A 24,327-nucleotide genomic window follows, 5' to 3' on the forward strand; every position below is an offset into this window, starting at 1 on the left:
CGTTTTAAGCTCAGGAGTTTTCAATGCTGCGCGTCATCGATACCGAAACTTGCGATCTTCAGGGCGGAATAGTGGAAGTGGCCTCTGTCGACGTGGTTGATGGTAAAATCGTCAACCCAATGAGCCATCTGGTGCGTCCCGATCGCCCCATCAGCCCCCAGGCGATGGCTATCCATCGCATTACCGAATCGATGGTGGCGGATAAGCCCTGGATCGAAGAGATCATTCCGCACTACTACGGTAGCCCGTGGTACGTCGCGCATAACGCCAGCTTTGACCGCCGGGTCCTACCTGAAATGCCGGGCGAATGGATTTGCACAATGAAGCTGGCGCGTCGTCTCTGGCCGGGCATCAAATACAGCAATATGGCGCTGTATAAATCGCGCAAGCTCAGCGTCAGAACGCCTGAGGGGCTTCACCATCACCGCGCCCTGTATGACTGCTATATCACCGCCGCGTTGCTGATTGATATTATGAATATCTCTGGCTGGACGCCGGATGATATGGCGACGATCACCGGACGCCCCGCGTTACTGACCACATTTACCTTTGGTAAATATCGCGGGAAGCCGGTGTCCGAGGTAGCGGACAAAGACCCGGGCTATTTGCGCTGGCTGTATAACAACCTCGACAGAATGAGTCCGGAACTGCGCTTAACGCTGAAACATTATCTGGGCGACGCTTAACCCTCCGCACGGCCTGGCAGCGTGTCCTGCACCAGGCCAATCAGGAAGGCATATTCCAGGGCAACCCCTTCGTAGGATTTAAATCGTCCCGATTTCCCGCCGTGTCCGGAGTCCATATCGGTACACAACAGCAGCAGATTGTCATCGGTTTTCAGCTCCCGCAGCTTTGCCACCCATTTTGCCGGCTCCCAGTACTGCACCTGAGAATCATGCAAACCGGTGGTGACCAGCATGTGCGGGTAGGCTTTCGCCTCCACGTTATCGTACGGGCTGTACTCTTTCATATAGCGGTAGTACATCTCATCCTGCGGATTTCCCCACTCCTCAAACTCCCCGGTGGTAAGAGGGATAGATTCATCGAGCATGGTCGTGACCACATCGACAAACGGTACCTGCGCGACAATCCCCTTAAAGCGGTCGGGACGCTGGTTGATAACCGCCCCCATCAGCATGCCGCCCGCGCTGCCTCCCATGCCAAAGCAGAGTTGCGGATCGCCATAGCCCTGCTCAATTAGCGCATCGCAGACGTCGAGATAATCATTGAAGGTGTTTTTCTTTTTCAGGAATTTCCCGTCTTCATACCAGTGTTGGCCCAGCTCACCGCCGCCGCGAATATGGGCTATGGCGAAAACAAAACCGCGATCGAGCAGGCTTAATCGGCTGCTGCTGAAATCGGCGTCCATGCTTGAGCCATACGACCCGTAGCCGTAAACCAGGATCGGGTTTTTGCCTTTCTGGAAATGGGCTTGGTGATAGACGAGCGAGACGGGGACCTCAACGCCATCCCGGGCGGTGACCCAGAGGTGCTCGCTGCGGTAGTTTTCAGACTCAAAACCTTTTACCTCGGTCTGTTTAATCACCTGGCGCTGCCCGGTATCCATGTCCAGCTCAAACAGGGTGTCCGGTGTGGTCATGGATGAGTAGCCGTAGCGCAACCGCGATGATTCGGGTTCGGGATTGAATCCAATCCACGTCACATAGGCCGGGTCGTCGAACGCAATCCCCACCACTTCCCGCGTTTTGCGGTTGATTTGCCGGATACTGGTCAGCCCGCGCTGGCGCTCTTCCACCACCAGCCAGTCGGTAAACAGGGTGAACCCTTCCAGCATCACCTGATCACGCGCGGGGATAAGCACCTCCCACTTGCGTTCATCGCGCACTTTGGTTTTATAGAGACCAAAGTTTTTGCCCTCACGATTGGAGCGCAGATAAAAGCTATGCTGGAAGTGATCCAGGCTGTACTCGTGATCCTTGCGGCGCGGCAGGAAACAGAGCGGCTGGGCGTCAGGCAGTTCGGCATCCAGCAGCAGAACTTCCGACGTCGTCGCGCTGGCAAGGAAGATAATCACATAGTGGCGCGAGGAGGTTTTATGCAGGCTGACATAGAACGTTTCGTCTTTCTCTTCATAAACCAGCTCGTCGTCAGCGGAGTCCGTTCCCACGGTATGCCGCCATACCTGATAAGGCAGTAGCGTCGAGGCGTGCTTTTTGACGTAGTAAACCGTCTCGGAATCATTCGCCCAGACAAAATCCGGGGAGACGTTTTCCAGCATTTCCGGATACCAGTTGCCGCTCTCCAGATTGCGAAACCGCAGGCCGTACTGGCGGCGGGAGAGATAATCCTCCGCCAGCGCCATCACCGCATTGTCAGGCGAAATGGACATGCCGCCCAGGGTATAAAACTCGCTGTGTGCAGCGCGCTGGTTGGCATCCAGCAGAATATCCCACTCGTCCCATTCGGCGCTTAACACCGACTGACGCTGATAGATGGGATACTCATTGCCGGGCTCGTAAATATGGCGATAGCGATAGCCGTTTTTGGTCCAGGGCGCGGAGATATCGCGCTGAGGAATACGCTGCACCATTTCATTCAGCAGCTGGTCCTGAAGCGTCTGCTGGCTGGACATGACCTTGCGGCCATAGTAGTTTTCCTCGTGCAGGTAGTCGAGCACCTCTGGCCGGGAGCGCGAATCGTCCCGTAGCCAGTAATAGTTGTCTATACGCGTATCGCCATGCGTGGTGATCGCATAAGGTATACGTCGGGCTTTCGGTGGCATGTCATCATTCTTTTTCGTTTTACACCCTATAAGGTTGGCAAAACCCACGCATGATGCAAGCGAAACAGGGTCGCAACGGCGAGAACTATCCCTGTAACGCCTGTTTTTGTTCCCGGATATCCCGCTCAATACCTTCGCGCACGTCTTGTGGGATCTTTAACGCATCGCCCAGGGCATTAAGGTAGCTCCGCTCCATAAAGTGATCGATATCGATGGCGGCACAGCTGAGGAAATAGAGTTCAAGCGCCTCTTCCTCATTTTTCACGCTTTGTGCCAGACGCTGCGGCTCCAGAGGCTGTTCGATGGCCTGCGCCACCAGCGTTCTGCCCTTCTCTTCAACGCCGGCTTCACGCAGTTGCTGCTCGATCGCCAGTCGTTCCTTATCGTCGATATGTCCGTCACTTTTCGCGGCAAAGACCAGCGCCAGGATCAGCCGTTCGGTGCGCAGATCCAGCGGCGAGGTGTGCTCGCCGTAATGCGGTTCATCGCTGTGCGCGGTCCTAACCCTGTCCTTGTATTTGTTCCACAGGACGGTACCCGCAATGGCGCCCCCACCGGTCAGCAGTGCGCCTGTCCCGTACTTTGCCAGCAGCTTGCGCGAGGATTTATTCGCGACCAGCAGGCCTGCCAGCCCGCCGAGCGCCCCGGGTACAAGCAGTTTGCTCAGGTCCCGCTCGCCAGACGATGTTTTCTGCCCTAACAGGGATTGCAATTGATTTAGCCAGCCAGACATGATTTCCCTCACTTAACGGTGAACATGATCCACAGCGTAAGCGAGCAGGCGTCAGGAAATGTCTGGACGGGCTAAAGAAGCGCAAATTTCTTCTCCCCTCACCTGGCCGTGTACAAGACAGACGCAAACGTTTTCGTTTATACTGCCCGCAACTTTTTCAGGGGGATTGTTATGATTCGTTTAGGAACCGCGCTGCGACCTGCGGCGACGCGAGTGATGCTGTTGGGATCGGGCGAGCTGGGCAAAGAAGTCGCCATTGAGTGCCAGCGTTTAGGCGTGGAAGTGATTGCCGTGGATCGTTACGCCGACGCGCCAGCCATGCACGTCGCCCATCGTTCTTATGTGATTAACATGCTGGATGGCGATGCCCTTCGCGAGCTGATTACGCGCGAGAAACCTGATTTTGTCGTGCCGGAAATTGAAGCCATTGCCACCGATACGCTGATCGCGCTTGAGCAGGAAGGCCAGCGCGTGGTGCCCTGCGCGAAAGCCGCAAAGCTGACCATGAACCGCGAAGGCATTCGTCGCCTGGCGGCAGAAGAGCTGGGATTGCCCACGTCGAGCTATCGTTTTGCTGGCGATAAGGCGGCATTCCTGCAGGCCGTTGAGGAGATGGGTTACCCGTGCATCGTTAAGCCGGTGATGAGCTCCTCCGGTAAAGGACAGAGCTTTATTCGCGACAGCAGCACGCTGGAAAAGGCGTGGGAGTACGCCCAACAGGGTGGCCGCGCAGGCGCCGGTCGCGTCATCGTCGAAGGCGTCGTGAAGTTTGATTTCGAGATCACCCTGCTGACCGTCAGCGCCGTTGACGGCGTCCATTTCTGCGACCCGATTGGCCACCGCCAGGAAGATGGCGATTATCGCGAATCCTGGCAGCCGCAGCAGATGAGCGCCCTGGCGCTGGAGCGTGCGCAGGCGATCGCCCGTAAAACCGTCCTGGCGCTGGGCGGCTATGGCCTGTTCGGCGTGGAGCTGTTTGTGTGCGGCGACGAGGTGATTTTCAGCGAAGTCTCCCCTCGCCCGCATGACACCGGCATGGTCACGCTCATTTCGCAGGATCTCTCCGAGTTCGCCCTGCACGTACGCGCCTTCCTCGGCCTGCCAGTCGGCGGTATCCGTCAGTACGGCCCGGCCGCCTCGGCGGTGATCCTGCCGCAGCTAACCAGCCAGAACGTTACGTTTGATAACGTTGACGCGGCGGTGGGTGCCGGGTTGCAGGTACGTTTGTTCGGTAAGCCGGAGATCGACGGAACCCGCCGGCTTGGCGTGGCGTTAGCCACCGGGGATAACGTTGACGACGCCGTGGCGAGAGCCAAAGCGGCCGCTGCGAGCGTCAAGGTTGCAGGATAAAAAAACGGGCCGTAAGGCCCGTTTTTCATGCGACGAGAGACTTACTGCTTCGCGCCTTCCACCGCTTCGCGAGCAAGTTTTGTGATGCGATCCCAGTCGCCCGCTTCCAGCGCATCCGCCGGAACCAGCCATGAGCCACCGATGCACAGGACGCTTTTCAGTGCCAGGTAGTCACGGTAGTTGGCAGGAGAGATGCCGCCCGTCGGACAGAAGCGTACCTGAGAGAATGGACCCGCAATGGCCTGCAGCGCTTTGGTTCCGCCGTTCGCTTCAGCCGGGAAGAATTTGAACTCTTTCAGACCGTAGTCCATGCCCAGCATCAGTTCGGAGACGGTGCTGATACCCGGGATCAGTGGAATAGTGCCTTCGGTCGCGGCTTTCAGCAGCGACTCGGTCAGACCCGGGCTGATGGCAAACTGTGCGCCCGCTTCGGTCACTTCAGCCAGCTGTTTTGCGTTCGTCACGGTACCCGCACCGATGATGGCGTCCGGCACTTCTTTGGCAATCGCGCGAATGGCATCCATTGCGCAGGCGGTGCGCAGGGTCACTTCCAGAACGCGAACGCCACCCGCAACCAGCGCTTTCGCCATCGGTACAGCGTGCTCCAGCTTGTTTACCACGATAACCGGCACGACAGGGCCAGTGGTCAGGATTGATTCTGCACTTGTTTTCCAGTTTTTCATCAGAGTTTTCTCTCGCCAGATCGTTAAAATCAAGTCGTCTTAAAACGTAATACAGGTAGCGCCCTGCTCCGCACCGGAGAGTTTCTCACGCAGCGCGCTGAACATTTCGCGTCCGGTCCCCACGCGCGATGCGCTTAGGTCAGGAATATGGGGCTGACGTGCCGCCAGCTCGGCGTCATCGACCAGCAGGGTTAACTCACCTGTCTGACCGTTCACGCGGATCGTGTCACCGTCACGTACTTTCGCCAGTAAACCGCCGTCGTAAGCTTCAGGCGTCACGTGGATGGCTGAAGGCACTTTACCGGATGCCCCAGAGAGGCGTCCATCGGTTACTAACGCAATTTTGAAACGGCGGTCCAATAATACACCAAGTGGTGGCATAAGTTTATGTAATTCTGGCATCCCGTTAGCTTTAGGCCCCTGGTGGCGCACCACCACCACGCAGTCTTTATCAAGCAGGCCGGCGTCAAAGGCAGGTAATACATCGTGCTGGCTTTCAAATACCACCGCCGGCGCTTCGATAATCTGGTTCTCTTCCGGTACTGCAGAGGTTTTCATCACCGCGCGACCGAGGTTGCCGCTCAGCACTTTGGTGCCCCCGTGAGGAGAGAAAGGTTTGTCGATAGTAGCAATCACCTGCGCGTCAAGAGACGCGCTCGCTCCTTCACGCCAGTCCAGCTCGCCGTTGTTCAGCCACGGCTCCTGGGTGTAGCGCTGCAGGCCAAAGCCAGCCACGGTATTCACGTCTTCGTGCAGCAGTCCGCCCTTCAGCAGCTCGCGCATCAGCAGCGGTACGCCGCCTGCGGCCTGGAAGTGGTTAATATCCGCCGGACCGTTCGGGTAGAGGCGTGCCATCAGCGGCACCACGGAAGAGATCTCGGAGAAGTCATCCCAGTTAATCAGAATGCCCGCCGCACGCGCCATAGCCACCAGGTGCATGGTGTGGTTGGTTGACCCCCCGGTTGCCAGCAGCGCGACAATCCCGTTGACGATGACTTTTTCATCGACCATTTTACCCATCGGCATCCATTCGTTGCCGTTTCCGGTCAGACGCGTAACCTGACGGGCCGCGGCCTCGGTCAGCGCCTTGCGCAGCGGCGCATCCGGCTGGATAAAGGACGAGCCCGGAAGCTGCATCCCCATAAACTCCACCACCATCTGGTTAGTGTTAGCCGTACCGTAGAACGTACAGGTCCCCGGCGCATGATAGGACGCGGCTTCCGCCTCCAGCAGCGCCTGACGGTCTGCTTTCCCTTCCGCGTACAGCTGGCGGATACGCACTTTTTCTTTGTTCGGCAGACCGCTTGCCATTGGACCAGACGGCACGAAGATAGCAGGCAGATGCCCAAACGACAGCGCCGCCATCACCAGACCCGGGACAATTTTGTCGCACACGCCGAGATAAAGCGCGCCATCAAACATGTTGTGTGACAGGCCAACCGCTGCGGACATGGCAATCACTTCGCGGCTCAGCAGGGAGAGCTCCATACCGTCCTGTCCCTGGGTTACGCCGTCGCACATGGCGGGTACCCCACCCGCGACCTGGCCCACCGCATTCACGCTGTGCAGCGCTTTACGGATGATATCCGGGTAAACCTCATAGGGCTGGTGCGCGGAGAGCATATCGTTATAGGCGGTAATGATGGCGATATTGTTACGCAACATGCTTTTCAGCGACGCTTTATCGTCAGGCTGGCAGGCGGCGAAGCCGTGCGCCAGGTTACCGCAGGCCAGCTGAGATCGGTGGACGGTGTTGCTCTTTGCCTGCTCAATCCGGGCGAGGTAGGCCGAACGGGTCTCTTTCGAGCGCTCAATAATGCGCTGTGTTACGCGTAACAATGTCGGATTCATAAAAGCTCCTCTCATTTATCTGTCCGGGCTCGGGAGTTTACAAAGTCGCTGGCAGTTGTTAACAACGCTGAAACGCTTGCTGTCCGGAGCTCAGGGGCAAAATCACTTCCGGCAGTGTAATAAAAAAAGCTCCGCGGGTGAATCCACGCGGAGCTTAAAAGTTGAAAATTGTGCCACTAGCTGTGTTAGATCATGTTACCGGTAAAATAACACTTTCGGGCTAGCGGATTATCTTACTCAAACTCGTTCCAGGAGCGGCCATCGCGGGTGATCATCGCCACCGACGCGACAGGTCCCCAGGTGCCCGCCTGATACGGTTTTGGCGCATCCTGATCGGCTGCCCAGGCTTCGGTGATGGAGTCGACCCATTTCCATGCTTCTTCCACTTCATCACGGCGCACGAACAGCGCCTGAATACCGCGCATGGTTTCCAGCAGCAGACGCTCGTAAGCATCGGCCAGGTGCGTCTGGTTGAAGGTTTCGGAATAGCTCAGATCCAGCTTGGTGGTCTGCAGGTTGTGTTTATGATCCAGGCCCGGCACTTTGTTCAGGATCTGGATATCCACGCCCTCGTCCGGCTGCAGACGAATGGTCAGTTTGTTCTGCGGCAGTTCCTGCCAGGACTCTTTGAACAGGTTCAGTTCCGGGTTCTTAAAGTAGACAACCACTTCGGAACATTTGGCCGGCAGACGCTTACCGGTGCGCAGGTAGAACGGAACACCCGCCCAACGCCAGTCGTCGATATCCACGCGGATCGCCACGAACGTCTCGGTGTTGCTGGACTTGTTCGCGCCCTCTTCTTCCAGGTAGCCTGGCACTTTTTTGCCTTGCGCAAACCCGGCGGTGTACTGGCCGCGAACGGTCTTCTCGCGCACGTTGGAGCGGTCGATGCGGCGCAGCGACTTCAGCACTTTCACTTTGGCGTCGCGGATGCTGTCAGCCGTCAGGTCAGACGGAGGAGACATGGCAATCATGCACAGAATCTGCAGCAGGTGGTTCTGGATCATGTCGCGCATCTGACCGGCCTGGTCAAAGTAACCCCAGCGACCTTCAATCCCCACCTCTTCCGCCACGGTGATTTCCACGTGGTCGATAGTGCGGTTGTCCCAGTTATTCACAAACAGGGAGTTAGCAAAACGTAGCGCCAGCAGGTTCAGAACCGTCTCTTTACCGAGGTAGTGGTCGATACGGTAGACCTGGCATTCTTCAAAGAACTCGCCCACCTGGTCGTTGATTTCGCGCGAGGTTGCCAGCGACGTACCCAGCGGCTTCTCCATCACGACGCGCGCCGGTTTGGCGTTCAGTTTGGCTTCGCCCAGACCTTTGCAAATGGCGCCGAAGGTGCTTGGCGGCATGGCGAAATAGTTAATGGTGACACGGTTTTTCTGATCCAGCATCGCGCCCAGGCGGGCGAATGCGCTGACGTCATTCACGTCCAGGTTGCAGAAATCGAGGCGTCCACTCAGGGTATCCCACAAACTTTCATCAATTTTTTCTTTCATGAAAGTTTCGAGCGCCTCGCGGACGACTTTGGTATAAGCGTCCTTGTCCCAGTCGGCGCGCCCAACACCCAGGATACGGGTATCCGGATGAATTTGGCCCGCTTTCTCCAGTTGATACAGGGAAGGCAGCAATTTTCGGCGTGCAAGATCGCCTTTCGCGCCGAAAATGACCAGGTCACATGCCTGGGCTGTTTGCGTTACCGCCATGTCATTCTCCTCAGTTGGATCACCTGGTACTTCTGCCAGGTATCGTTGTAATTTTATTACAATGCACTGTACTGCTTTTACGTCATTCCCGAAACCATTAGCGCTTATCGTCGCGTGCGATACCGCGATTTTTCACCCTTCGGATGATTTCGACGGCTTAATGACGCAACAACCGTCGTTTCTTTGCGCAACAGGGTCATAGCAAAACCCGACATCGATCAAGTAATGAAAAAAAACAACAACATTATCTTGTCGATTGTTACCCTTAATGGAAGCCACAAGGGTAATATCGGCTAAATCGAATCTCGATTTCATCAATTTATGAAATCGTTTACACCCATGAGCGTCCTGTTAACATGAACATGCTGGAAAAAATCCAGTTTCAACTGGAACACCTTAGCAAATCCGAGCGAAAAGTGGCCGAGGTCATTATGGCCTCCCCCGCTCAGGCGATTCATTCAAGCATCGCCGCTCTGGCACAGGAAGCGGGTGTTAGCGAACCCACGGTCAATCGTTTTTGCCGCAGTCTGGAAACGCGCGGCTTTCCTGATTTTAAACTGCATCTGGCACAAAGTCTGGCTAACGGCACCCCTTATGTTAATCGTAATGTGGATGAAGACGACAGCGTTGATGCCTATACCACGAAAATTTTTGAGTCGGCCATGGCTTCGCTTGACCACGTCCGTCAGTCTCTGGACATGAGCTCTGTAAATCGCGCGGTGGATTTACTCACCCAGGCCAAGCGAATTGCGTTCTTTGGGCTCGGGTCGTCGGCGGCCGTAGCGCATGACGCCATGAACAAATTTTTCCGCTTTAACGTTCCGGTTATTTATTCCGATGACATTGTGCTGCAACGCATGAGCTGTATGAATTGCAGTGAAGATGACGTCGTGGTACTGATTTCGCATACCGGCCGCACCAAAAGTCAGGTTGAGCTGGCGCAGCTTGCCCGTGAAAACGATGCCATGGTGATTGCCCTCACTACAGCCGGCACGCCGCTGGCGCGAGAGGCAACGCTGGCAATCACCCTCGACGTGCCTGAAGACACAGACATTTATATGCCGATGGTCTCCCGACTGGCCCAGCTCACCGTGATTGACGTGCTGGCGACCGGTTTTACCCTCCGTCGCGGGGCAAAATTCCGGGATAACTTGAAGCGGGTCAAGGAAGCGCTGAAGGAATCGCGTTTTGATAAAGAATTGCTTATAAAGAGCGATGTTCCCTGATAGTTGATAACGAATACGTCACGAATAATGACGATGTAACGATTTACGGCATTCGGTCCCCTCGCCGCTGCCTTGCAGCAGATGAAGGCCGATTCAATGTTCACGCAACACCAAAGTTGTTTCAGTCAACGGAGTATTACATGTCCAGAAGGCTTCGCAGAACCAAGATCGTAACCACCTTAGGCCCGGCCACCGATCGCGATAATAATCTCGAAAAAATTATCGCCGCCGGTGCCAACGTGGTGCGTATGAACTTCTCTCACGGTACGCCAGAAGACCATAAATTACGTGCCGATAAAGTGCGAGAAATTGCAGCAAAACTGGGCCGCCACGTTGCTATCCTCGGCGATTTGCAGGGTCCAAAAATCCGTGTATCGACCTTTAAAGAGGGTAAAGTTTTCCTCAATATCGGCGACAAATTCCTGCTTGATGCCAACCTGGGCAAAGGCGAAGGCGATAAAGAGAAAGTTGGTATCGACTATAAAGGCCTGCCGGCTGACGTGGTGCCTGGCGATATCCTGCTGCTCGACGACGGTCGCGTACAGCTGAAGGTGCTGGAAGTTCAGGGCATGAAAGTGTTCACCGAAGTCACCGTTGGCGGCCCGCTCTCCAACAATAAAGGCATCAACAAACTGGGTGGCGGCCTCTCAGCAGAAGCGCTTACCGATAAAGACAAAGCGGACATCGTAACTGCCGCGCTGATCGGCGTTGACTACCTGGCCGTCTCCTTCCCGCGCTGCGGCGAAGATCTTAACTATGCGCGTCGCCTGGCACGTGATGCAGGCTGCGATGCTAAAATCGTCGCTAAAGTTGAACGCGCGGAGGCCGTTTGCGATCAGGATGCCATGGACGATGTGATCCTCGCCTCTGACGTTGTCATGGTTGCGCGTGGTGACCTGGGCGTGGAAATCGGCGACCCTGAGCTGGTCGGTATCCAGAAAGCGCTGATTCGTCGCGCACGTCAGCTGAACCGAGCAGTGATCACCGCCACTCAGATGATGGAATCGATGATCACCAACCCAATGCCAACCCGTGCGGAAGTCATGGACGTGGCCAACGCCGTGCTGGACGGTACGGATGCGGTGATGCTCTCTGCGGAAACCGCTGCGGGCCAGTATCCGGCAGAAACCGTGGCCGCCATGGCGCGCGTCTGCCTGGGCGCTGAAAAGATCCCAAGCATCAACGTCTCTAAACATCGTCTGGACGTGCAGTTCGACAACGTGGAAGAAGCGATTGCGATGTCTGCGATGTACGCGGCAAACCACCTGAAGGGCGTTACCGCGATCATCACCATGACCGAATCTGGCCGCACCGCGCTGATGACCTCTCGTATCAGCTCTGGCCTGCCAATTTTCGCCATGTCCCGTCACGAACGTACCCTGAACCTGACGGCGCTGTACCGCGGCGTGACGCCGGTTCACTTCGACAGCACCAATGATGGCGTAGCTGCAGCGCACGATGCCGTAAACCTGCTGCGCGACAAAGGCTATCTGGTGTCCGGTGATATCGTTATCGTGACCCAGGGCGATGTGATGAGCACCATCGGCTCAACCAACACCACGCGCGTTATGACCGTCGAGTAATAACGTTTGTGTTAAAAAGCCCTCTCCGTCTGGAGAGGGCTTTTTTATTTCCTCGGATAAAGCTCTTTGCGTTTGTAGGGCTCTGTTTCACCCGGTTTACGCGTTTTAAGCAGCTTCAAAATCCACGTGTACTGTTCGGCATGCGGCCCCACCAGGATCTCCACCTCTTCGTTCATTCGACGCGCGATGGTGTGGTCGTCCGCGGTGAGCAGATCGTCCATCGGCGGACGGACCTCAATACTCAGGCGATGCGTTTTGCCGTCATAGACCGGGAATAGCGGGATCACGCGGGCACGACAGACTTTCATCAGTCGACCAATCGCGGGAAGCGTCGCTTTATAGGTCGCAAAGAAATCGACAAACTCGCTGTGCTCTGGGCCGTGGTCCTGATCCGGGAGATAGTAGCCCCAGTACCCCTGACGTACCGACTGAATGAAGGGCTTAATGCCATCGTTACGCGCATGCAAACGTCCGCCAAAACGACGACGCACCGTGTTCCAGACAAAATCGTAGATTTTATTTCCCTGGTTATGGAACATCGCCGCCATTTTCTGGCCCTGAGACGCCATGAGCATCGCCGGAATATCAACGCCCCAGCCGTGGGGGACAAGGAAAATCACTTTCTCGTCATTGCGACGCATCTCCTCGATGATGTCCAGCCCTTTCCAGTCAACGCGATCGACGATTTTATCCGGCCCTTTCAGCGCCAGTTCCGCCATCATCGCCATTGCCTGCGGGGCAGTGGTATACATCTCATCAATAATTGCCTCACGTTCGGCGTCGCTTTTCTCAGGAAAACAGTAGTAGAGGTTAATCTGCGCGCGGCGGCGAGCGCTCTTGCCTAAACGCCCGGCCAGACGGCCAATTTTCCCCAGAACTGGGTCTCGGACGGAAGCCGGCAGCAACGCCATCCCCGCAAAGGCGTAAACACCAAGCCAGGCGCCCCAGTTGCGCGGATGGCGGAAGGATTTTTCAAACTCAGGAATGTATTCAATATTGTTTTTTTTGGTTTCCATGCTGGATCCAGGGTCTGATGACGCAAAATTTTATTCAGATAGTGTAGCGAGGCAGTCGTCCCCGCACAAAAGAAAAAGCCGGCGTCAGTGTGCGCCGGCTTTTTTAACAAAAACAGAGGGCTTAGTTTAAGCTCAGCTGCGGTATCACCTCTTTCACCTGCGCCAGATAATCAGTACGATCTTTACCTGTCAGGCCTTCGGTGCGCGGCAGTTTCGCCGTCAGCGGGTTCACTGCCTGTTGGTTAATCCACACTTCATAGTGCAGATGCGGGCCGGTGGAGCGTCCGGTATTGCCGGAAATCGCGATACGGTCACCACGCTTCACCTTCTGGCCCGGTTTGACCAGCAGCTTGCGCAGGTGCATGTAGCGGGTCGTATAAGTACGACCATGACGTACCGCGACATAATATCCGGCGGCACCGCTACGCTTGGCCACCACCACTTCGCCATCCCCTACCGCCAGTACCGGCGTACCCTGCGGCATGGCAAAATCAACGCCACGGTGCGGCGCGACGCGCCCGGTTACCGGGTTCAGACGACGCGGGTTAAAGTTAGAGGAGACGCGGAACTGTTTTGCCGTCGGGAAGCGCAGGAAGCCTTTCGCAAGGCCCGTACCGCTGCGATCGTAGAACTTACCGTCTTCGGCACGAATCGCGTAATAATCTTTACCCTCAGAGCGCAGTCGGACGCCCAGCAGCTGGCTTTGCTCGCGCTTGCCGTCCAGCATTTCGCGTGACATCAGGACGGAGAACTCATCGCCCTTCTTCAGCTTGCGGAAATCCATCTGCCACTGCATGGCTTTGATCACCGAACTGATTTCAGCGCTGGTCAAGCCTGCATCGCGCGCGCTGGATACAAAGCTCGCGCCCACGGTGCCTTTCAGAACGCTGTTAACCCAGTCACCCTTCTGCATTTCGCTGGTCATCTTGAAACCGTTTGCAGTGCGATCGTAGGTGCGGGTTTCGCGGCGGGACATTTCCCAGGTCAGACGCTGGAGATCGCCATCCGCCGTTAATGTCCATGAGAGCTGCTGTCCGATTTTCAGATTACGAAGATCTTTATCCGCAGCCGCCAGCTGGCTGATATTGCCCATGTCGATGCCGTACTGGTTCAGCACGCTGCTCAGCGTGTCACCGGTAGACACTACATATTCGTGGATACCCGCTTCGTTCTCGGTTTTATCGTCCAGTTCATCCTGCGGGATAGCTTCATCTTCCTGAGCCGCCTGGTCGATAGGCTCACTGGCTTCAGGCAGCAAAGAACGGATTTCGCTCTTTTCAAGCTCAATGGTTTTGATGATAGGGGCAGAACTCGGGTGGTACACATAGGGCCGCCAGACGGCGACCGCTAAGGTGAGTACTGTAAGCGACCCCAGCATAACGCGGTGGGGTCGAGGCAGATTGTTAAATGCCAGGGCGACAGAGCGGGCTATCTGTTGCACGTATTCACTTCCTCGTTATTCTCCTTTCAGGCAGCTCGCATACTGGTTCGCCAGTTGGCTGAGGAACTGCGAATAGCTCGCTTTGCTCAACTGGATATTCGTACCTAGCGGGTCAAGGGTTCCCATGCGCACGGATGTTCCCCTGGCCACGGCTTCTACGACCGCTGGCCTGAACTGTGGCTCAGCAAAAACGCATGTCGCTTTCTGCTCAACCAGCTGTGTTCTGATTTCATGTAAACGCTGCGCACCAGGCTGAATTTCAGGGTTGACGGTGAAGTGGCCCAGCGGGGTCAAACCGTAGTGTTTTTCGTAATAGCCGTAGGCGTCATGAAAAACGAAATACCCTTTTCCTTTCAACGGTGCGAGCTCATTACCCACCTGCTTATCGGTTGCGGCTAATTGTGCCTCAAAATCCTTCAGGTTGGCGTCTAGTTTGGCTCGACTTTGCGGCATAAGTTCCACTAATTTGTCATGGATTGCAACCGCTGAAAGCCGCGCTATCTCTGGGGATAACCAAAGATGCATGTTGTACTCGCCGTGATGGTGATCTCCATCACCTTTTTCACCGTCTGCAGCATGGTGGTCATGTTCGTCGCCGTCGTCATCCGCCCCTTTCATGAGCAACGGTTTCACGCCGGGGAGGTCGGCAATCGCGACCTGTTTTTCACCCGCCACCTGTTTTGCTGACTTCTGCATGAACGCTTCCATTTCAGGACCAATCCAGACGACTAAGTCCGCGTTTTGCAAGCGTTTTACATCTGACGGGCGCAGGGAATAGTCATGCTCAGATGCACCATCAGGGAGCAGAACCTGGGTCTCCGTTACGCCGTCTGCAATGGCGGACGCGATGAATCCAAGTGGCTTAAGCGAAGCGACAACCGCAGCGTTAACATCTTGTGCGGTTGTCCCCCAAAGGGCAGCAGATAATGCTGCGAAAAGAAGCGTATTTTTATGTAACATAATGCGACTAATCATCGTAGTGAATGCGTGGAATGTGATATTATAACATTCGTTGACTTCTTCAAGCTTAAAATGACATGACGACATTGGTTTCTCTTGAAAATATTTCGGTCTCATTTGGCCAGCGCCGCGTCCTCTCTGACGTGTCGCTGGATCTGAAGCCCGGCAAAATTCTGACGCTTCTCGGCCCCAATGGCGCAGGTAAATCCACCCTGGTACGCGTGGTGCTGGGTCTGGTCGCACCCGATGAAGGCGTGATTAAGCGCGAGGAAAAATTGCGTATTGGCTATGTACCGCAAAAACTTCATCTCGACGCCACGCTGCCGCTGACGGTCAGCCGTTTCCTGCGTCTGCGCCCCGGCACGCGTAAAGCCGATATTCTCCCGGCACTGAAACGCGTGCAGGCGGGCCATCTTGTCGATGCGCCCCTGCAAAAACTCTCCGGCGGTGAAACTCAGCGTGTTTTACTTGCCCGCGCGCTGCTGAGCAGCCCGCAGCTTCTGGTTCTGGATGAGCCGACTCAGGGTGTGGATGTTAATGGTCAGGTTGCGCTTTATGATTTGATCGACCAGCTACGTCGAGAGCTCGATTGCGCAGTGCTGATGGTGTCTCACGATCTCCATCTGGTGATGGCAAAAACCGACGAAGTGCTGTGCCTCAACCATCATATCTGCTGCTCAGGTACGCCTGAAGTCGTCTCCATGCATCCGGAATTCATCTCTATGTTTGGCCCTCGCGGCGCCGAGCAGCTTGGCATTTATCGCCATCATCATAATCATCGCCATGATTTGCAGGGACGAATCGTACTGCGTCGGGGAAATGGACACTCATGATTGAACTGTTACTGCCCGGCTGGCTGGCCGGGATTATGCTTGCCTGTGCCGCGGGCCCGCTCGGCTCGTTTGTGGTATGGCGCAGAATGTCTTACTTCGGTGATACCCTGGCCCACGCGTCCCTGCTGGGCGTGGCTTTTGGCCTGCTGCTTAACGTCAACCCGTTCTATGCGGTGATTGTAGTCACGCTGCTGCTGGCGGCCGGTCTGGTCTGGCTGGAAAAACGCCCTCACCTCGCCATCGATACCCTGCTTGGCATCATGGCGCACAGTGCCCTGTCTCTGGGCCTGGTGGTGGTCAGCCTGATGTCGAACATCCGCGTGGATCTGATGGCCTACCTCTTCGGTGACCTGCTGGCTGTGACGCCGGAGGATCTCATCGCTATAGCCATTGGCGTGCTGGTGGTGCTCGCTATTCTGCTCTGGCAGTGGCGGAATTTACTGGCCATGACCGTCAGCCCGGACCTGGCGTTTGTCGACGGCGTGAAGCTGCAGCGCGTTAAGCTGCTGCTGATGCTGGTGACGGCGTTAACCATTGGCGTAGCGATGAAGTTTGTCGGCGCGCTGATTATTACGTCGCTGCTGATCATCCCTGCCGCTACGGCGCGTCGTTTTGCCCGTACGCCTGAGCAGATGGCCGGTGTGGCCGTGATCGTCGGGATGATTGCGGTAACGGGTGGACTCACCTTCTCGGCGTTCTATGACACGCCTGCGGGGCCGTCCGTGGTGCTGAGTGCGGCGGTGTTGTTTATTTTCAGTATGATGAAAAAGACCGTAAATTAATATGGAGGGCACTGAGCCCTCACCCTGCCCCTCTCCCACCGGGAGAGGGAATTAAGGATTACGGCATTGCCGGTGGCGTAATGCCGAAATGATTCCACGCCCGCACCGTTGCCATACGTCCACGCGGGGTGCGCTGCAGGAAACCCTGCTGAATCAGATACGGCTCCAGCACATCTTCAATCGTCTCACGCTCTTCCCCGATTGCCGCCGCCAGATTATCCAGCCCGACCGGGCCACCGAAGAACTTGTCCAGCACCGCCAGCAGCAGCTTGCGGTCCATGTAGTCAAAACCTTCGGCGTCGACGTTCAGCATGTCCAGCGCCTGGGCGGCAATCTCGGCGGAAATCGAACCGTTGTGCTTCACCTCAGCAAAGTCACGCACGCGGCGCAGCAGGCGGTTGGCGATACGCGGCGTACCGCGGGAACGCTTCGCCACTTCAAACGCGCCCTCTTCGCTCATTTCCAGCCCCATATAGCGGGCGCTGCGGCCAACGATGTGCTGGAGATCGGCAACCTGATAAAATTCCAGACGCTGCACGATCCCGAAACGGTCGCGCAGTGGGGAGGTCAACGACCCGGCTCGCGTCGTTGCGCCAATCAGGGTAAACGGCGGCAGATCGATTTTGATGGAGCGCGCGGCCGGACCTTCGCCGATCATGATATCCAGCTGGTAATCTTCCATCGCCGGATAGAGCACCTCTTCTACCACCGGTGAGAGACGGTGGATCTCATCGATAAACAGCACGTCATGCGGTTCGAGGTTGGTCAGCATCGCAGCGAGATCGCCCGCCTTCTCCAGCACCGGGCCGGAGGTGGTGCGCAGGTTAACGCCCATCTCATTGGCGACGATATTCGCCAGCGTGGTTTTGCCTAAACCGGGAGGGCCAAAAATCAGCAGGTGATCGAGCGCATCGCCGCGCAGCTTTGCCGCCTGGATGAAAATCTCCATCTGGGAACGAACCTGCGGCTGGCCAATGTACTCATCAAGCAGTTTTGGGCGAATCGCGCGATCCACCACATCCTCTGCCTGAATAGTGCCTGCCGAAACCAGGCGGTCTGCTTCAATCATCCTTTACCTCACAATGCAGCGCGCAGCGCTTCACGAATCAGGGTTTCACTGCTGGCGTCCGGTTTGGCAATTTTGCTCACCATACGGCTGGCCTCCTGAGGTTTATAGCCCAGCGCCACCAGCGCGGCAACCGCTTCCTGCTCGGCATCATCATCCGTCGCAGGCGCACCTGGAGAGGTCAGTACCAGATCGGCCGCCGGCGTGAAGAGATCGCCATGCAGGCCTTTAAAGCGGTCTTTCATCTCGACAATCAGACGCTCTGCCGTTTTCTTACCGATGCCCGGAAGCTTAATCAGCGCCGCAGGATCTTCGCGCTCAACGGCATTCACAAACTGTGGTGCAGACATGCCGGATAAGATCGCCAGCGCCAGCTTTGGCCCGACGCCGTTGGTTTTAATCAGCTCGCGGAACAGCGTGCGTTCCTGCTTGTTATTGAAGCCGTACAGCAGCTGGGCATCTTCACGCACCACAAACTGAGTAAAGACAATCGCCTCTTTGCCCGCGTCCGGCAGCTCGTAGAAGCAGGTCATCGGCATATGGACTTCATAGCCCACGCCACCCACTTCCAGCAGCACTAACGGGGGTTGTTTTTCACTGATGATGCCTCTGAGTCTGCCTATCACGTGACGCTCCTGCGTTCTGGAAGAAATTAACTGCCGACATAATAAAAAAAGGCTGGATAAACATCCAGCCTGATTTGTCATTATCGTAACCTGCCTCGCGCCAGATTGAGCCGCGACTCGCTCATTTGCATCGCGTTCTGGCTCACGTGACAGTGGGTAATCGCAATCGCCAGCGCATCCGCGGCATCGGCCTGCGGGTTCGCAGGGAGCTTCAGCAGGGTACGCACCATGTGCTGCACCTGACTTTTCTCCGCGCTACCAATACCCACCACCGTCTGCTTAACCTGACGCGCCGCGTATTCAAATACCGGCAAATCCTGGTTCACGGCAGCGACAATGGCAACGCCACGCGCCTGGCCGAGCTTCAGCGCCGAATCGGCGTTTTTCGCCATGAAGACCTGCTCGATGGCGAAATAGTCCGGCTGAAACTGGGTGATGATCTCCGATACGCCCGCATAAATGAGCTTCAGGCGCGACGGCAGATCGTCAACTTTGGTGCGGATACAGCCGCTGCCCAGGTAGGTTAACTGGCGTCCCACCTGACGGATAACGCCATAACCGGTGACGCGTGAGCCTGGGTCAATCCCGAGAATAATCGACATCACGCGTCTCCTGTAACGGATTTATACGCTCTCATCAGAGAGTCGCTGCAACCTCATCAGAGATTTCACCGTTGTGGTACACTTCCTGCACGTCGTCACAGTCTTCGAGCATGTCGATCAGACGCAGCAGTTTTGGTGCGGTTTCCGCATCCATGTCCGCTTTGGTGGACGGGATCATGGAGACTTCAGCGTTGTCCGCTTTCAGGCCTGCCGCTTCCAGCGCGTCGCGCACGGCACCCATCTCTTCCCATGCGGTATAAACGTCGATAGCACCGTCGTCGAAGGTCACTACGTCTTCCGCACCGGCTTCCAGCGCCGCTTCCATGATCGCATCTTCGTCACCTTTCTCGAAAGAGATGACGCCTTTTTTGCTGAACAGGTACGCAACGGAACCGTCAGTGCCCAGGTTGCCACCGGTTTTGGTGAACGCGTGGCGCACTTCCGCAACGGTACGGTTACGGTTGTCGGACAGGCACTCAACCATCACCGCCGTACCGCCAGGACCGTAACCTTCATAAATGATGGTTTCCATGTTCGCGTCTTCATCGCCGCCCACGCCACGTGCGATTGCACGGTTCAGGGTGTCACGCGTCATGTTGTTAGACAGCGCTTTATCTACCGCCGCGCGCAGACGCGGGTTAGACGCCGGGTCGCCGCCGCCCAGACGCGCTGCCGTCACCAGCTCGCGAATGATTTTGGTAAAGATCTTACCGCGCTTGGCATCCTGTGCCGCTTTGCGGTGTTTGGTGTTGGCCCACTTACTATGACCTGCCATAAAAATATCCTCAAAGAGCGCGCCTTTTCAGGCAGCGTTAATTACAAATTCTTCAATCGCCTGCCGGTTGCTCCACGACTTGGTCAGCGCGGCGGCATCCGCCGCATTCACCCAGCGGTAGGTCAGGTGTTCGGTAAACACGATCTCCCGTTCATGGGGGAGCGCGAGACAGAACCACGATTCCGTATTGCGCTCGGTACCCGGCGCGTAGCGATGACGTAAATGGCTAAAAATTTCGAACTCCACCGTGCGCTGACAGTCCTTCAGGGTCAGTTGCTCGCGGGCAACGTCAATGGCGACCTCTTCCTTTACTTCACGCGCGGCGGCCTGCGGCGCGGTCTCCCCCTCTTCCAGACTGCCGGTAACCGACTGCCAGAATTCAGGGTCATCGCGCCGCTGCAACATCAGCACCCGCTTCGTGTCTTCTGCATAAATGACCACCAGGACCGAAACGGGGAGCTTATATGTCATATCAGTTTTTCTCTTCCTTCTTCACCACCTCAATGCCCAGCTCAGCCAGTGCGGCCGGGTTGGCAAAGCTTGGCGCTTCGGTCATCAGACACGCTGCGGCAGTGGTTTTCGGGAAGGCGATAACATCACGGATGTTATCGGTGCCGGTCAGCAGCATGGTCAGACGGTCAAGACCAAAGGCCAGGCCCGCGTGCGGAGGCGTACCGTATTTCAGCGCGTCCAGCAGGAAGCCGAATTTCTCGCGCTGCTCCTGCTCGTTGATGCCCAGGATGCCGAACACGGTCTGCTGCATTTCACCGCTGTGAATACGCACGGAACCGCCGCCCACTTCGTAGCCGTTAATGACCATATCGTAGGCGTTGGCGACGGCCTCTTCCGGTGCCGCTTTCAGCTCTGCCGCCGTCATCTCTTTTGGCGAGGTGAACGGGTGGTGCATCGCGGTCAGGCCGCCTTCACCGTCGTCTTCAAACATTGGGAAGTCGATAACCCACAGCGGCGCCCATTTGCTCTCGTCGGTCAGGTTCAGGTCTTTGCCGAGCTTCAGACGCAGCGCGCCCATCGCATCCGCAACAACTTTCTTGTTATCTGCGCCGAAGAAGATCATGTCGCCGTCCTGCGCGCCGGTGCGCTCAAGGATCGCTTCCACGATGTCAGCGTTCAGGAATTTCGCGACCGGGCTGGTGATACCTTCCAGACCTTTCGCACGCTCGGTCACTTTAATATAGGCCAGACCTTTAGCGCCGTAGATCTTGATGAAGTTGCCGTAATCGTCGATCTGCTTACGGCTCAGTGCTGCACCACCCGGTACGCGCAGGGCCGCCACGCGGCCTTTCGGATCGTTAGCCGGGCCGGAGAAGACGGCAAACTCAACGGCTTTCACCAGGTCTGCAACGTCCACCAGCTCCATCGGGTTACGCAGGTCTGGTTTGTCAGAGCCATAGCGACGCTCGGCTTCCGCGAAGGTCATGATCGGGAAATCGCCCAGCTCAACGCCTTTAACGTCGTTCCACAGGCTACGCACCAGGGCTTCCATCACTTCACGCACCTGCTCGGCGGTCATGAAGGAGGTTTCCACATCTATCTGGGTAAATTCAGGCTGGCGGTCAGCACGCAGGTCTTCGTCGCGGAAGCATTTCACGATCTGATAGTAGCGATCGAAGCCGGACATCATCAGCAGCTGTTTGAACAGCTGTGGAGACTGCGGCAGCGCGTAGAATTTGCCTTTATGAACGCGGGATGGGACCAGGTAATCGCGCGCACCTTCCGGCGTGGCTTTGGTCAGCATCGGGGTTTCGATATCGAGGAAACCGTGGTCATCCATAAAGCGACGCACCAGGCTGGTGATTTTCGCACGGGTTTTCAGGCGCTGAGCCATTTCCGGGCGACGCAGATCCAGGTAGCGGTATTTCAGACGCGCTTCTTCAGTGTTGACGTGGTTGGAGTCCAGCGGCAGCGCTTCAGCACGGTTAATGATCGTCAGATCGGACGCCAGCACTTCAATGGCACCCGTCGCCATGTCGGCGTTAACGTTTTTCTCGTCACGCGCACGCACGGTGCCGGTGACCTGAATGCAGAACTCATTACGCAGCTCAGAGGCCAGCTTCAACGCATCAGCGCGATCCGGATCGAAGAACACCTGAACGATACCTTCGCGGTCGCGCATATCGATGAAGATAAGGCTACCAAGATCACGACGACGATTGACCCAACCACACAGGGTTACCTGCTGTCCGACGTGGGACTGACGCAGCTGCCCGCAATATTCTGTACGCATGAGATATCCCTTAATTAGCCGCAGGCTAAATGTCGCCTGGTATGCAGGCTACTATGTCGCAGCTTTCTGTATGTCACAACTGGATGAAAAAAGGCGGCTATTATACTGGAAATTCCGCCGGACGATAAGAGCGAACCACGGCCTGGCGGTCGTTTGCTGCACTCTTATTGCGCATTCTCACAAAAATTAACAAAATTATCCGCCCAGGAACAGGCCATCACGTCGTATGGTGTCCGGAAGTGATTCATTTAACGGGAGTAACGATGTTAACCCTTGATGCCAAAAAAACCGCGCTTGTCGTGATTGATTTACAGGAAGGCATTCTGCCCTTCGCCGGCGGCCCGCATACCGCGGATGATGTGGTCAGCCGCGCCGCTCGCCTGGCGGAAACATGTCGTGCCAGCGGTGCGCCTGTTGTCATGGTGCGCGTCGGCTGGTCTGCGGATTACGCCGAAGCGTTAAAACAGCCCGTTGATGCCCAGGCTCCTGCACGCGCCCTGCCGGAAAACTGGTGGACATACCCGGCCTCACTGGGTAAACGCGACAGCGATATTGAAGTGACCAAACGTCAGTGGGGCGCATTCTACGGCACCGATCTTGAACTGCAGCTCCGCCGTCGCGGCATCGACACCCTCATCCTGTGCGGTATTTCCACTAATATCGGCGTGGAGTCGACCGCCCGCAACGCGTGGGAGCTGGGCTTTAACCTGGTGATCGCCGAAGATGCCTGCAGCGCGGCCTCCGCGGAACAGCATCAGGGCAGCATGACCCACATCTTCCCGCGCATCGGCCGCGTGCGCAGCACGGATGAGATTGTCAGCGCGCTATGATGTATGTCGGTTTACCCCAGTGGTCGCACCCGAAATGGGTGCGCCTTGGCATCACCAGCCTTGAGGAATATGCCCGGCACTTCAACTGCGTCGAGGGTAACACCACCCTCTATGCGCTCCCGAAAGCCGAGATTGTTGCGCGCTGGCGGGAACAAACGACCGATGACTTCCGCTTCTGCTTCAAGTTTCCGGCCACCATTTCGCACCAGGCCGCGCTGCGAAACTGTGGTGAGTTGACTGACGAATTCTTTGCCCGGATGGCGCCTCTGGCAAACCGCATCGGCCAGTACTGGCTGCAGCTTCCGGCCGTCTTTGGCCCGCGCGACCTGCCCACGCTGTGGACGTTTCTGGACGCCCTGCCCCGGGAGTTTACCTACGGCGTTGAAGTCAGGCATCCCGAGTTTTTTGCTAAGGGCGAAGCGGAAAAAGCGCTCAATCGCGGCCTGCTTGAGCGTTCCGTTAACCGGGTGATCCTCGACAGCCGTCCGGTGCACAGCGCTATCCCGCATAGCGAAGCCATCGTTGAAGCTCAGCGTAAAAAACCGAAAGTGCCGGTCCACGCCATCGTGACCGCACAGAACCCAATGGTCAGGTTTATCGGCAGCGATAACATGCAGCAAAACCAGGCGCTGTTCACCGTCTGGCTGGAAAAACTGGCAGCGTGGGAACACACCACCACGCCGTATCTTTTTTTGCACACGCCGGATATTGCCCAGGCCCCGGAACTGGTCGATGCTCTATGGCAGGCCTTGCAGGCTGCGGTGCCGTCCGTGGGAAGCGCCCCTTCCATCCCACAACAATCTTCTCTTTTCTGATATCACCCCCTATCATAGTGAAGTGCCATCTGCCAAAAACAGGGAGTTTGTATGGTCAGCGCGCTGTATGCGGTGTTAGGTGCATTACTGCTGATTAAGTTTTCATTTGATGTTGTGCGCCTCAGAACGCTCTACCGCGTCTCTTACGGTGACGGCGGGTTTTCAGAGCTACAAAGCGCTATCCGCATTCATGGCAACGCGGTCGAATACATCCCTGCAGCCTTAATCCTGCTGCTGTTTATGGAGATGAATGGCGCAGAAACCTGGATGGTGCACATCTGTGGCCTGCTGCTTATTGCTGGCCGCCTGATGCACTATTACGGCTTTCACCATCGCTTAATTCGCTGGCGTCGTTCCGGCATGAGTGCAACCTGGTGTTCACTTTTGCTGATGGTGCTGGCTAACCTGTGGTATATGCCGTGGGAGTTGGTTTTCTCCCTCCATTAGCGCACAATACG

The 24,327-nt window shown here is 56.4% G+C and carries 23 protein-coding genes; 9 read left to right on the top strand and 14 right to left on the bottom strand.

Features of this window, described 5'->3' with window-relative positions:
- The first annotated feature begins 23 nt into the window (after window positions 1-23).
- Window positions 24-686, top strand: a complete 663-nt coding sequence (exoX, locus tag KGP22_RS13030; RefSeq protein WP_010432611.1) for an exodeoxyribonuclease X — start codon at window positions 24-26, stop codon at window positions 684-686.
- Here exoX and ptrB read toward each other — a convergent pair.
- Together ptrB and KGP22_RS13040 are read right to left on the bottom strand one after the other, a co-directional pair.
- Window positions 683-2,743 (bottom strand): oligopeptidase B, encoded by a 2,061-nt coding sequence (gene ptrB, locus KGP22_RS13035; protein WP_223579397.1) that lies wholly within the window; start codon window positions 2,741-2,743, stop codon window positions 683-685. The two genes, exoX and ptrB, sit on opposite strands and share 4 nt — an antisense overlap.
- A gap of 85 nt (window positions 2,744-2,828) precedes the next feature.
- Window positions 2,829-3,476 (bottom strand): tellurite resistance TerB family protein, encoded by a 648-nt coding sequence (locus KGP22_RS13040; RefSeq protein WP_223579400.1) that lies wholly within the window; start codon window positions 3,474-3,476, stop codon window positions 2,829-2,831.
- Window positions 3,477-3,647: 171 nt separating this feature from the next.
- On the opposite strand from KGP22_RS13040, the gene purT reads away from it, so the two are divergent.
- Window positions 3,648-4,826, top strand: a complete 1,179-nt coding sequence (purT, locus tag KGP22_RS13045) for a formate-dependent phosphoribosylglycinamide formyltransferase (protein WP_223579403.1) — start codon at window positions 3,648-3,650, stop codon at window positions 4,824-4,826.
- Window positions 4,827-4,867: 41 nt separating this feature from the next.
- Here the strand turns inward: purT and kdgA are convergent, their stop codons facing one another.
- The 3 genes from kdgA to zwf form a co-directional block, all read right to left on the bottom strand.
- The gene (kdgA, locus tag KGP22_RS13050) at window positions 4,868-5,509 is read right to left on the bottom strand and encodes a bifunctional 4-hydroxy-2-oxoglutarate aldolase/2-dehydro-3-deoxy-phosphogluconate aldolase (protein WP_063409039.1); all 642 of its coding nucleotides are present in this window, start codon (window positions 5,507-5,509) and stop codon (window positions 4,868-4,870) included.
- A gap of 39 nt (window positions 5,510-5,548) precedes the next feature.
- Window positions 5,549-7,360, bottom strand: a complete 1,812-nt coding sequence (edd, locus tag KGP22_RS13055; protein ID WP_223579406.1) for a phosphogluconate dehydratase — start codon at window positions 7,358-7,360, stop codon at window positions 5,549-5,551.
- 233 nt (window positions 7,361-7,593) lie between these two features.
- Entirely contained in the window at window positions 7,594-9,069 is a 1,476-nt protein-coding gene (zwf, locus tag KGP22_RS13060) for a glucose-6-phosphate dehydrogenase (RefSeq protein ID WP_008500457.1), read from the bottom strand.
- Window positions 9,070-9,425: 356 nt separating this feature from the next.
- Here zwf and KGP22_RS13065 point away from each other — a divergent pair, with 356 nt between their 5' ends.
- Both KGP22_RS13065 and pyk read left to right on the top strand, forming a co-directional pair.
- On the top strand, window positions 9,426-10,295 hold the full coding sequence (locus tag KGP22_RS13065; protein WP_115875687.1) for a MurR/RpiR family transcriptional regulator: 870 nt from the start codon (window positions 9,426-9,428) through the stop codon (window positions 10,293-10,295).
- Window positions 10,296-10,435: 140 nt separating this feature from the next.
- The gene (gene pyk, locus KGP22_RS13070) at window positions 10,436-11,878 is read left to right on the top strand and encodes a pyruvate kinase (RefSeq protein WP_008500455.1); all 1,443 of its coding nucleotides are present in this window, start codon (window positions 10,436-10,438) and stop codon (window positions 11,876-11,878) included.
- A gap of 44 nt (window positions 11,879-11,922) precedes the next feature.
- On the opposite strand, the gene lpxM is transcribed toward pyk, so the two are convergent.
- The 3 genes from lpxM to znuA form a co-directional block, all read right to left on the bottom strand.
- Complete coding sequence (lpxM, locus tag KGP22_RS13075) at window positions 11,923-12,894, bottom strand: lauroyl-Kdo(2)-lipid IV(A) myristoyltransferase (protein ID WP_029741765.1); 972 nt, start codon at window positions 12,892-12,894, stop codon at window positions 11,923-11,925.
- Between the two features lie 121 nt (window positions 12,895-13,015).
- A complete protein-coding gene (gene mepM, locus KGP22_RS13080; protein ID WP_045326742.1) occupies window positions 13,016-14,335 on the bottom strand; it encodes a murein DD-endopeptidase MepM in 1,320 nt (439 codons plus the stop codon).
- Between the two features lie 15 nt (window positions 14,336-14,350).
- Window positions 14,351-15,295, bottom strand: coding sequence for a zinc ABC transporter substrate-binding protein ZnuA (gene znuA, locus KGP22_RS13085; RefSeq protein WP_127732807.1), 945 nt, complete (start codon window positions 15,293-15,295; stop codon window positions 14,351-14,353).
- Window positions 15,296-15,372: 77 nt separating this feature from the next.
- Between znuA and znuC the strand changes: the two genes are divergently transcribed.
- Window positions 15,373-16,128, top strand: coding sequence for a zinc ABC transporter ATP-binding protein ZnuC (gene znuC, locus KGP22_RS13090; RefSeq protein WP_023312233.1), 756 nt, complete (start codon window positions 15,373-15,375; stop codon window positions 16,126-16,128).
- Window positions 16,125-16,910, top strand: coding sequence for a zinc ABC transporter permease subunit ZnuB (znuB, locus tag KGP22_RS13095; protein WP_149366578.1), 786 nt, complete (start codon window positions 16,125-16,127; stop codon window positions 16,908-16,910). The genes znuC and znuB overlap by 4 nt, the downstream gene beginning before the upstream one ends.
- A gap of 58 nt (window positions 16,911-16,968) precedes the next feature.
- Here the strand turns inward: znuB and ruvB are convergent, their stop codons facing one another.
- The 6 genes from ruvB to aspS all read right to left on the bottom strand — a co-directional run bounded on the left by ruvB (window position 16,969) and on the right by aspS (window position 22,224).
- Window positions 16,969-17,979: a Holliday junction branch migration DNA helicase RuvB gene (gene ruvB, locus KGP22_RS13100; protein ID WP_045372540.1), complete on the bottom strand. Its 1,011-nt coding sequence runs from the start codon at window positions 17,977-17,979 to the stop codon at window positions 16,969-16,971.
- An 8-nt stretch (window positions 17,980-17,987) separates the two neighbouring features.
- Entirely contained in the window at window positions 17,988-18,602 is a 615-nt protein-coding gene (gene ruvA, locus KGP22_RS13105) for a Holliday junction branch migration protein RuvA (RefSeq protein ID WP_223579409.1), read from the bottom strand.
- An 80-nt stretch (window positions 18,603-18,682) separates the two neighbouring features.
- Window positions 18,683-19,204, bottom strand: a complete 522-nt coding sequence (gene ruvC / locus KGP22_RS13110) for a crossover junction endodeoxyribonuclease RuvC (protein ID WP_003859749.1) — start codon at window positions 19,202-19,204, stop codon at window positions 18,683-18,685.
- Window positions 19,205-19,238: 34 nt separating this feature from the next.
- Window positions 19,239-19,979, bottom strand: coding sequence for a YebC/PmpR family DNA-binding transcriptional regulator (locus KGP22_RS13115; protein ID WP_008500447.1), 741 nt, complete (start codon window positions 19,977-19,979; stop codon window positions 19,239-19,241).
- Between the two features lie 27 nt (window positions 19,980-20,006).
- Window positions 20,007-20,450, bottom strand: a complete 444-nt coding sequence (gene nudB, locus KGP22_RS13120) for a dihydroneopterin triphosphate diphosphatase (protein ID WP_008500446.1) — start codon at window positions 20,448-20,450, stop codon at window positions 20,007-20,009.
- Window position 20,451: 1 nt separating this feature from the next.
- The gene (gene aspS / locus KGP22_RS13125; protein ID WP_111964818.1) at window positions 20,452-22,224 is read right to left on the bottom strand and encodes an aspartate--tRNA ligase; all 1,773 of its coding nucleotides are present in this window, start codon (window positions 22,222-22,224) and stop codon (window positions 20,452-20,454) included.
- Between the two features lie 263 nt (window positions 22,225-22,487).
- On the opposite strand from aspS, the gene KGP22_RS13130 reads away from it, so the two are divergent.
- The 3 genes from KGP22_RS13130 to KGP22_RS13140 are packed head-to-tail and all read left to right on the top strand — an operon-like array spanning window position 22,488 to window position 24,316.
- Window positions 22,488-23,054: a hydrolase gene (locus KGP22_RS13130; protein WP_223579413.1), complete on the top strand. Its 567-nt coding sequence runs from the start codon at window positions 22,488-22,490 to the stop codon at window positions 23,052-23,054.
- Complete coding sequence (locus tag KGP22_RS13135; RefSeq protein WP_223579415.1) at window positions 23,051-23,869, top strand: DUF72 domain-containing protein; 819 nt, start codon at window positions 23,051-23,053, stop codon at window positions 23,867-23,869. Before KGP22_RS13130 ends, KGP22_RS13135 begins: the two co-directional genes overlap by 4 nt.
- Window positions 23,870-23,920: 51 nt before the next feature.
- Window positions 23,921-24,316 carry an MAPEG family protein gene (locus KGP22_RS13140; protein ID WP_021240443.1) on the top strand — a complete coding sequence of 132 codons (396 nt, stop codon included), beginning with the start codon at window positions 23,921-23,923 and terminating at the stop codon, window positions 24,314-24,316.
- Window positions 24,317-24,327 lie beyond the last annotated feature (11 nt).

It is taken from the genome of Enterobacter sp. JBIWA005, assembly GCF_019968805.1.
Taxonomy (GTDB): Bacteria; Pseudomonadota; Gammaproteobacteria; order Enterobacterales; family Enterobacteriaceae; genus Enterobacter; species Enterobacter vonholyi.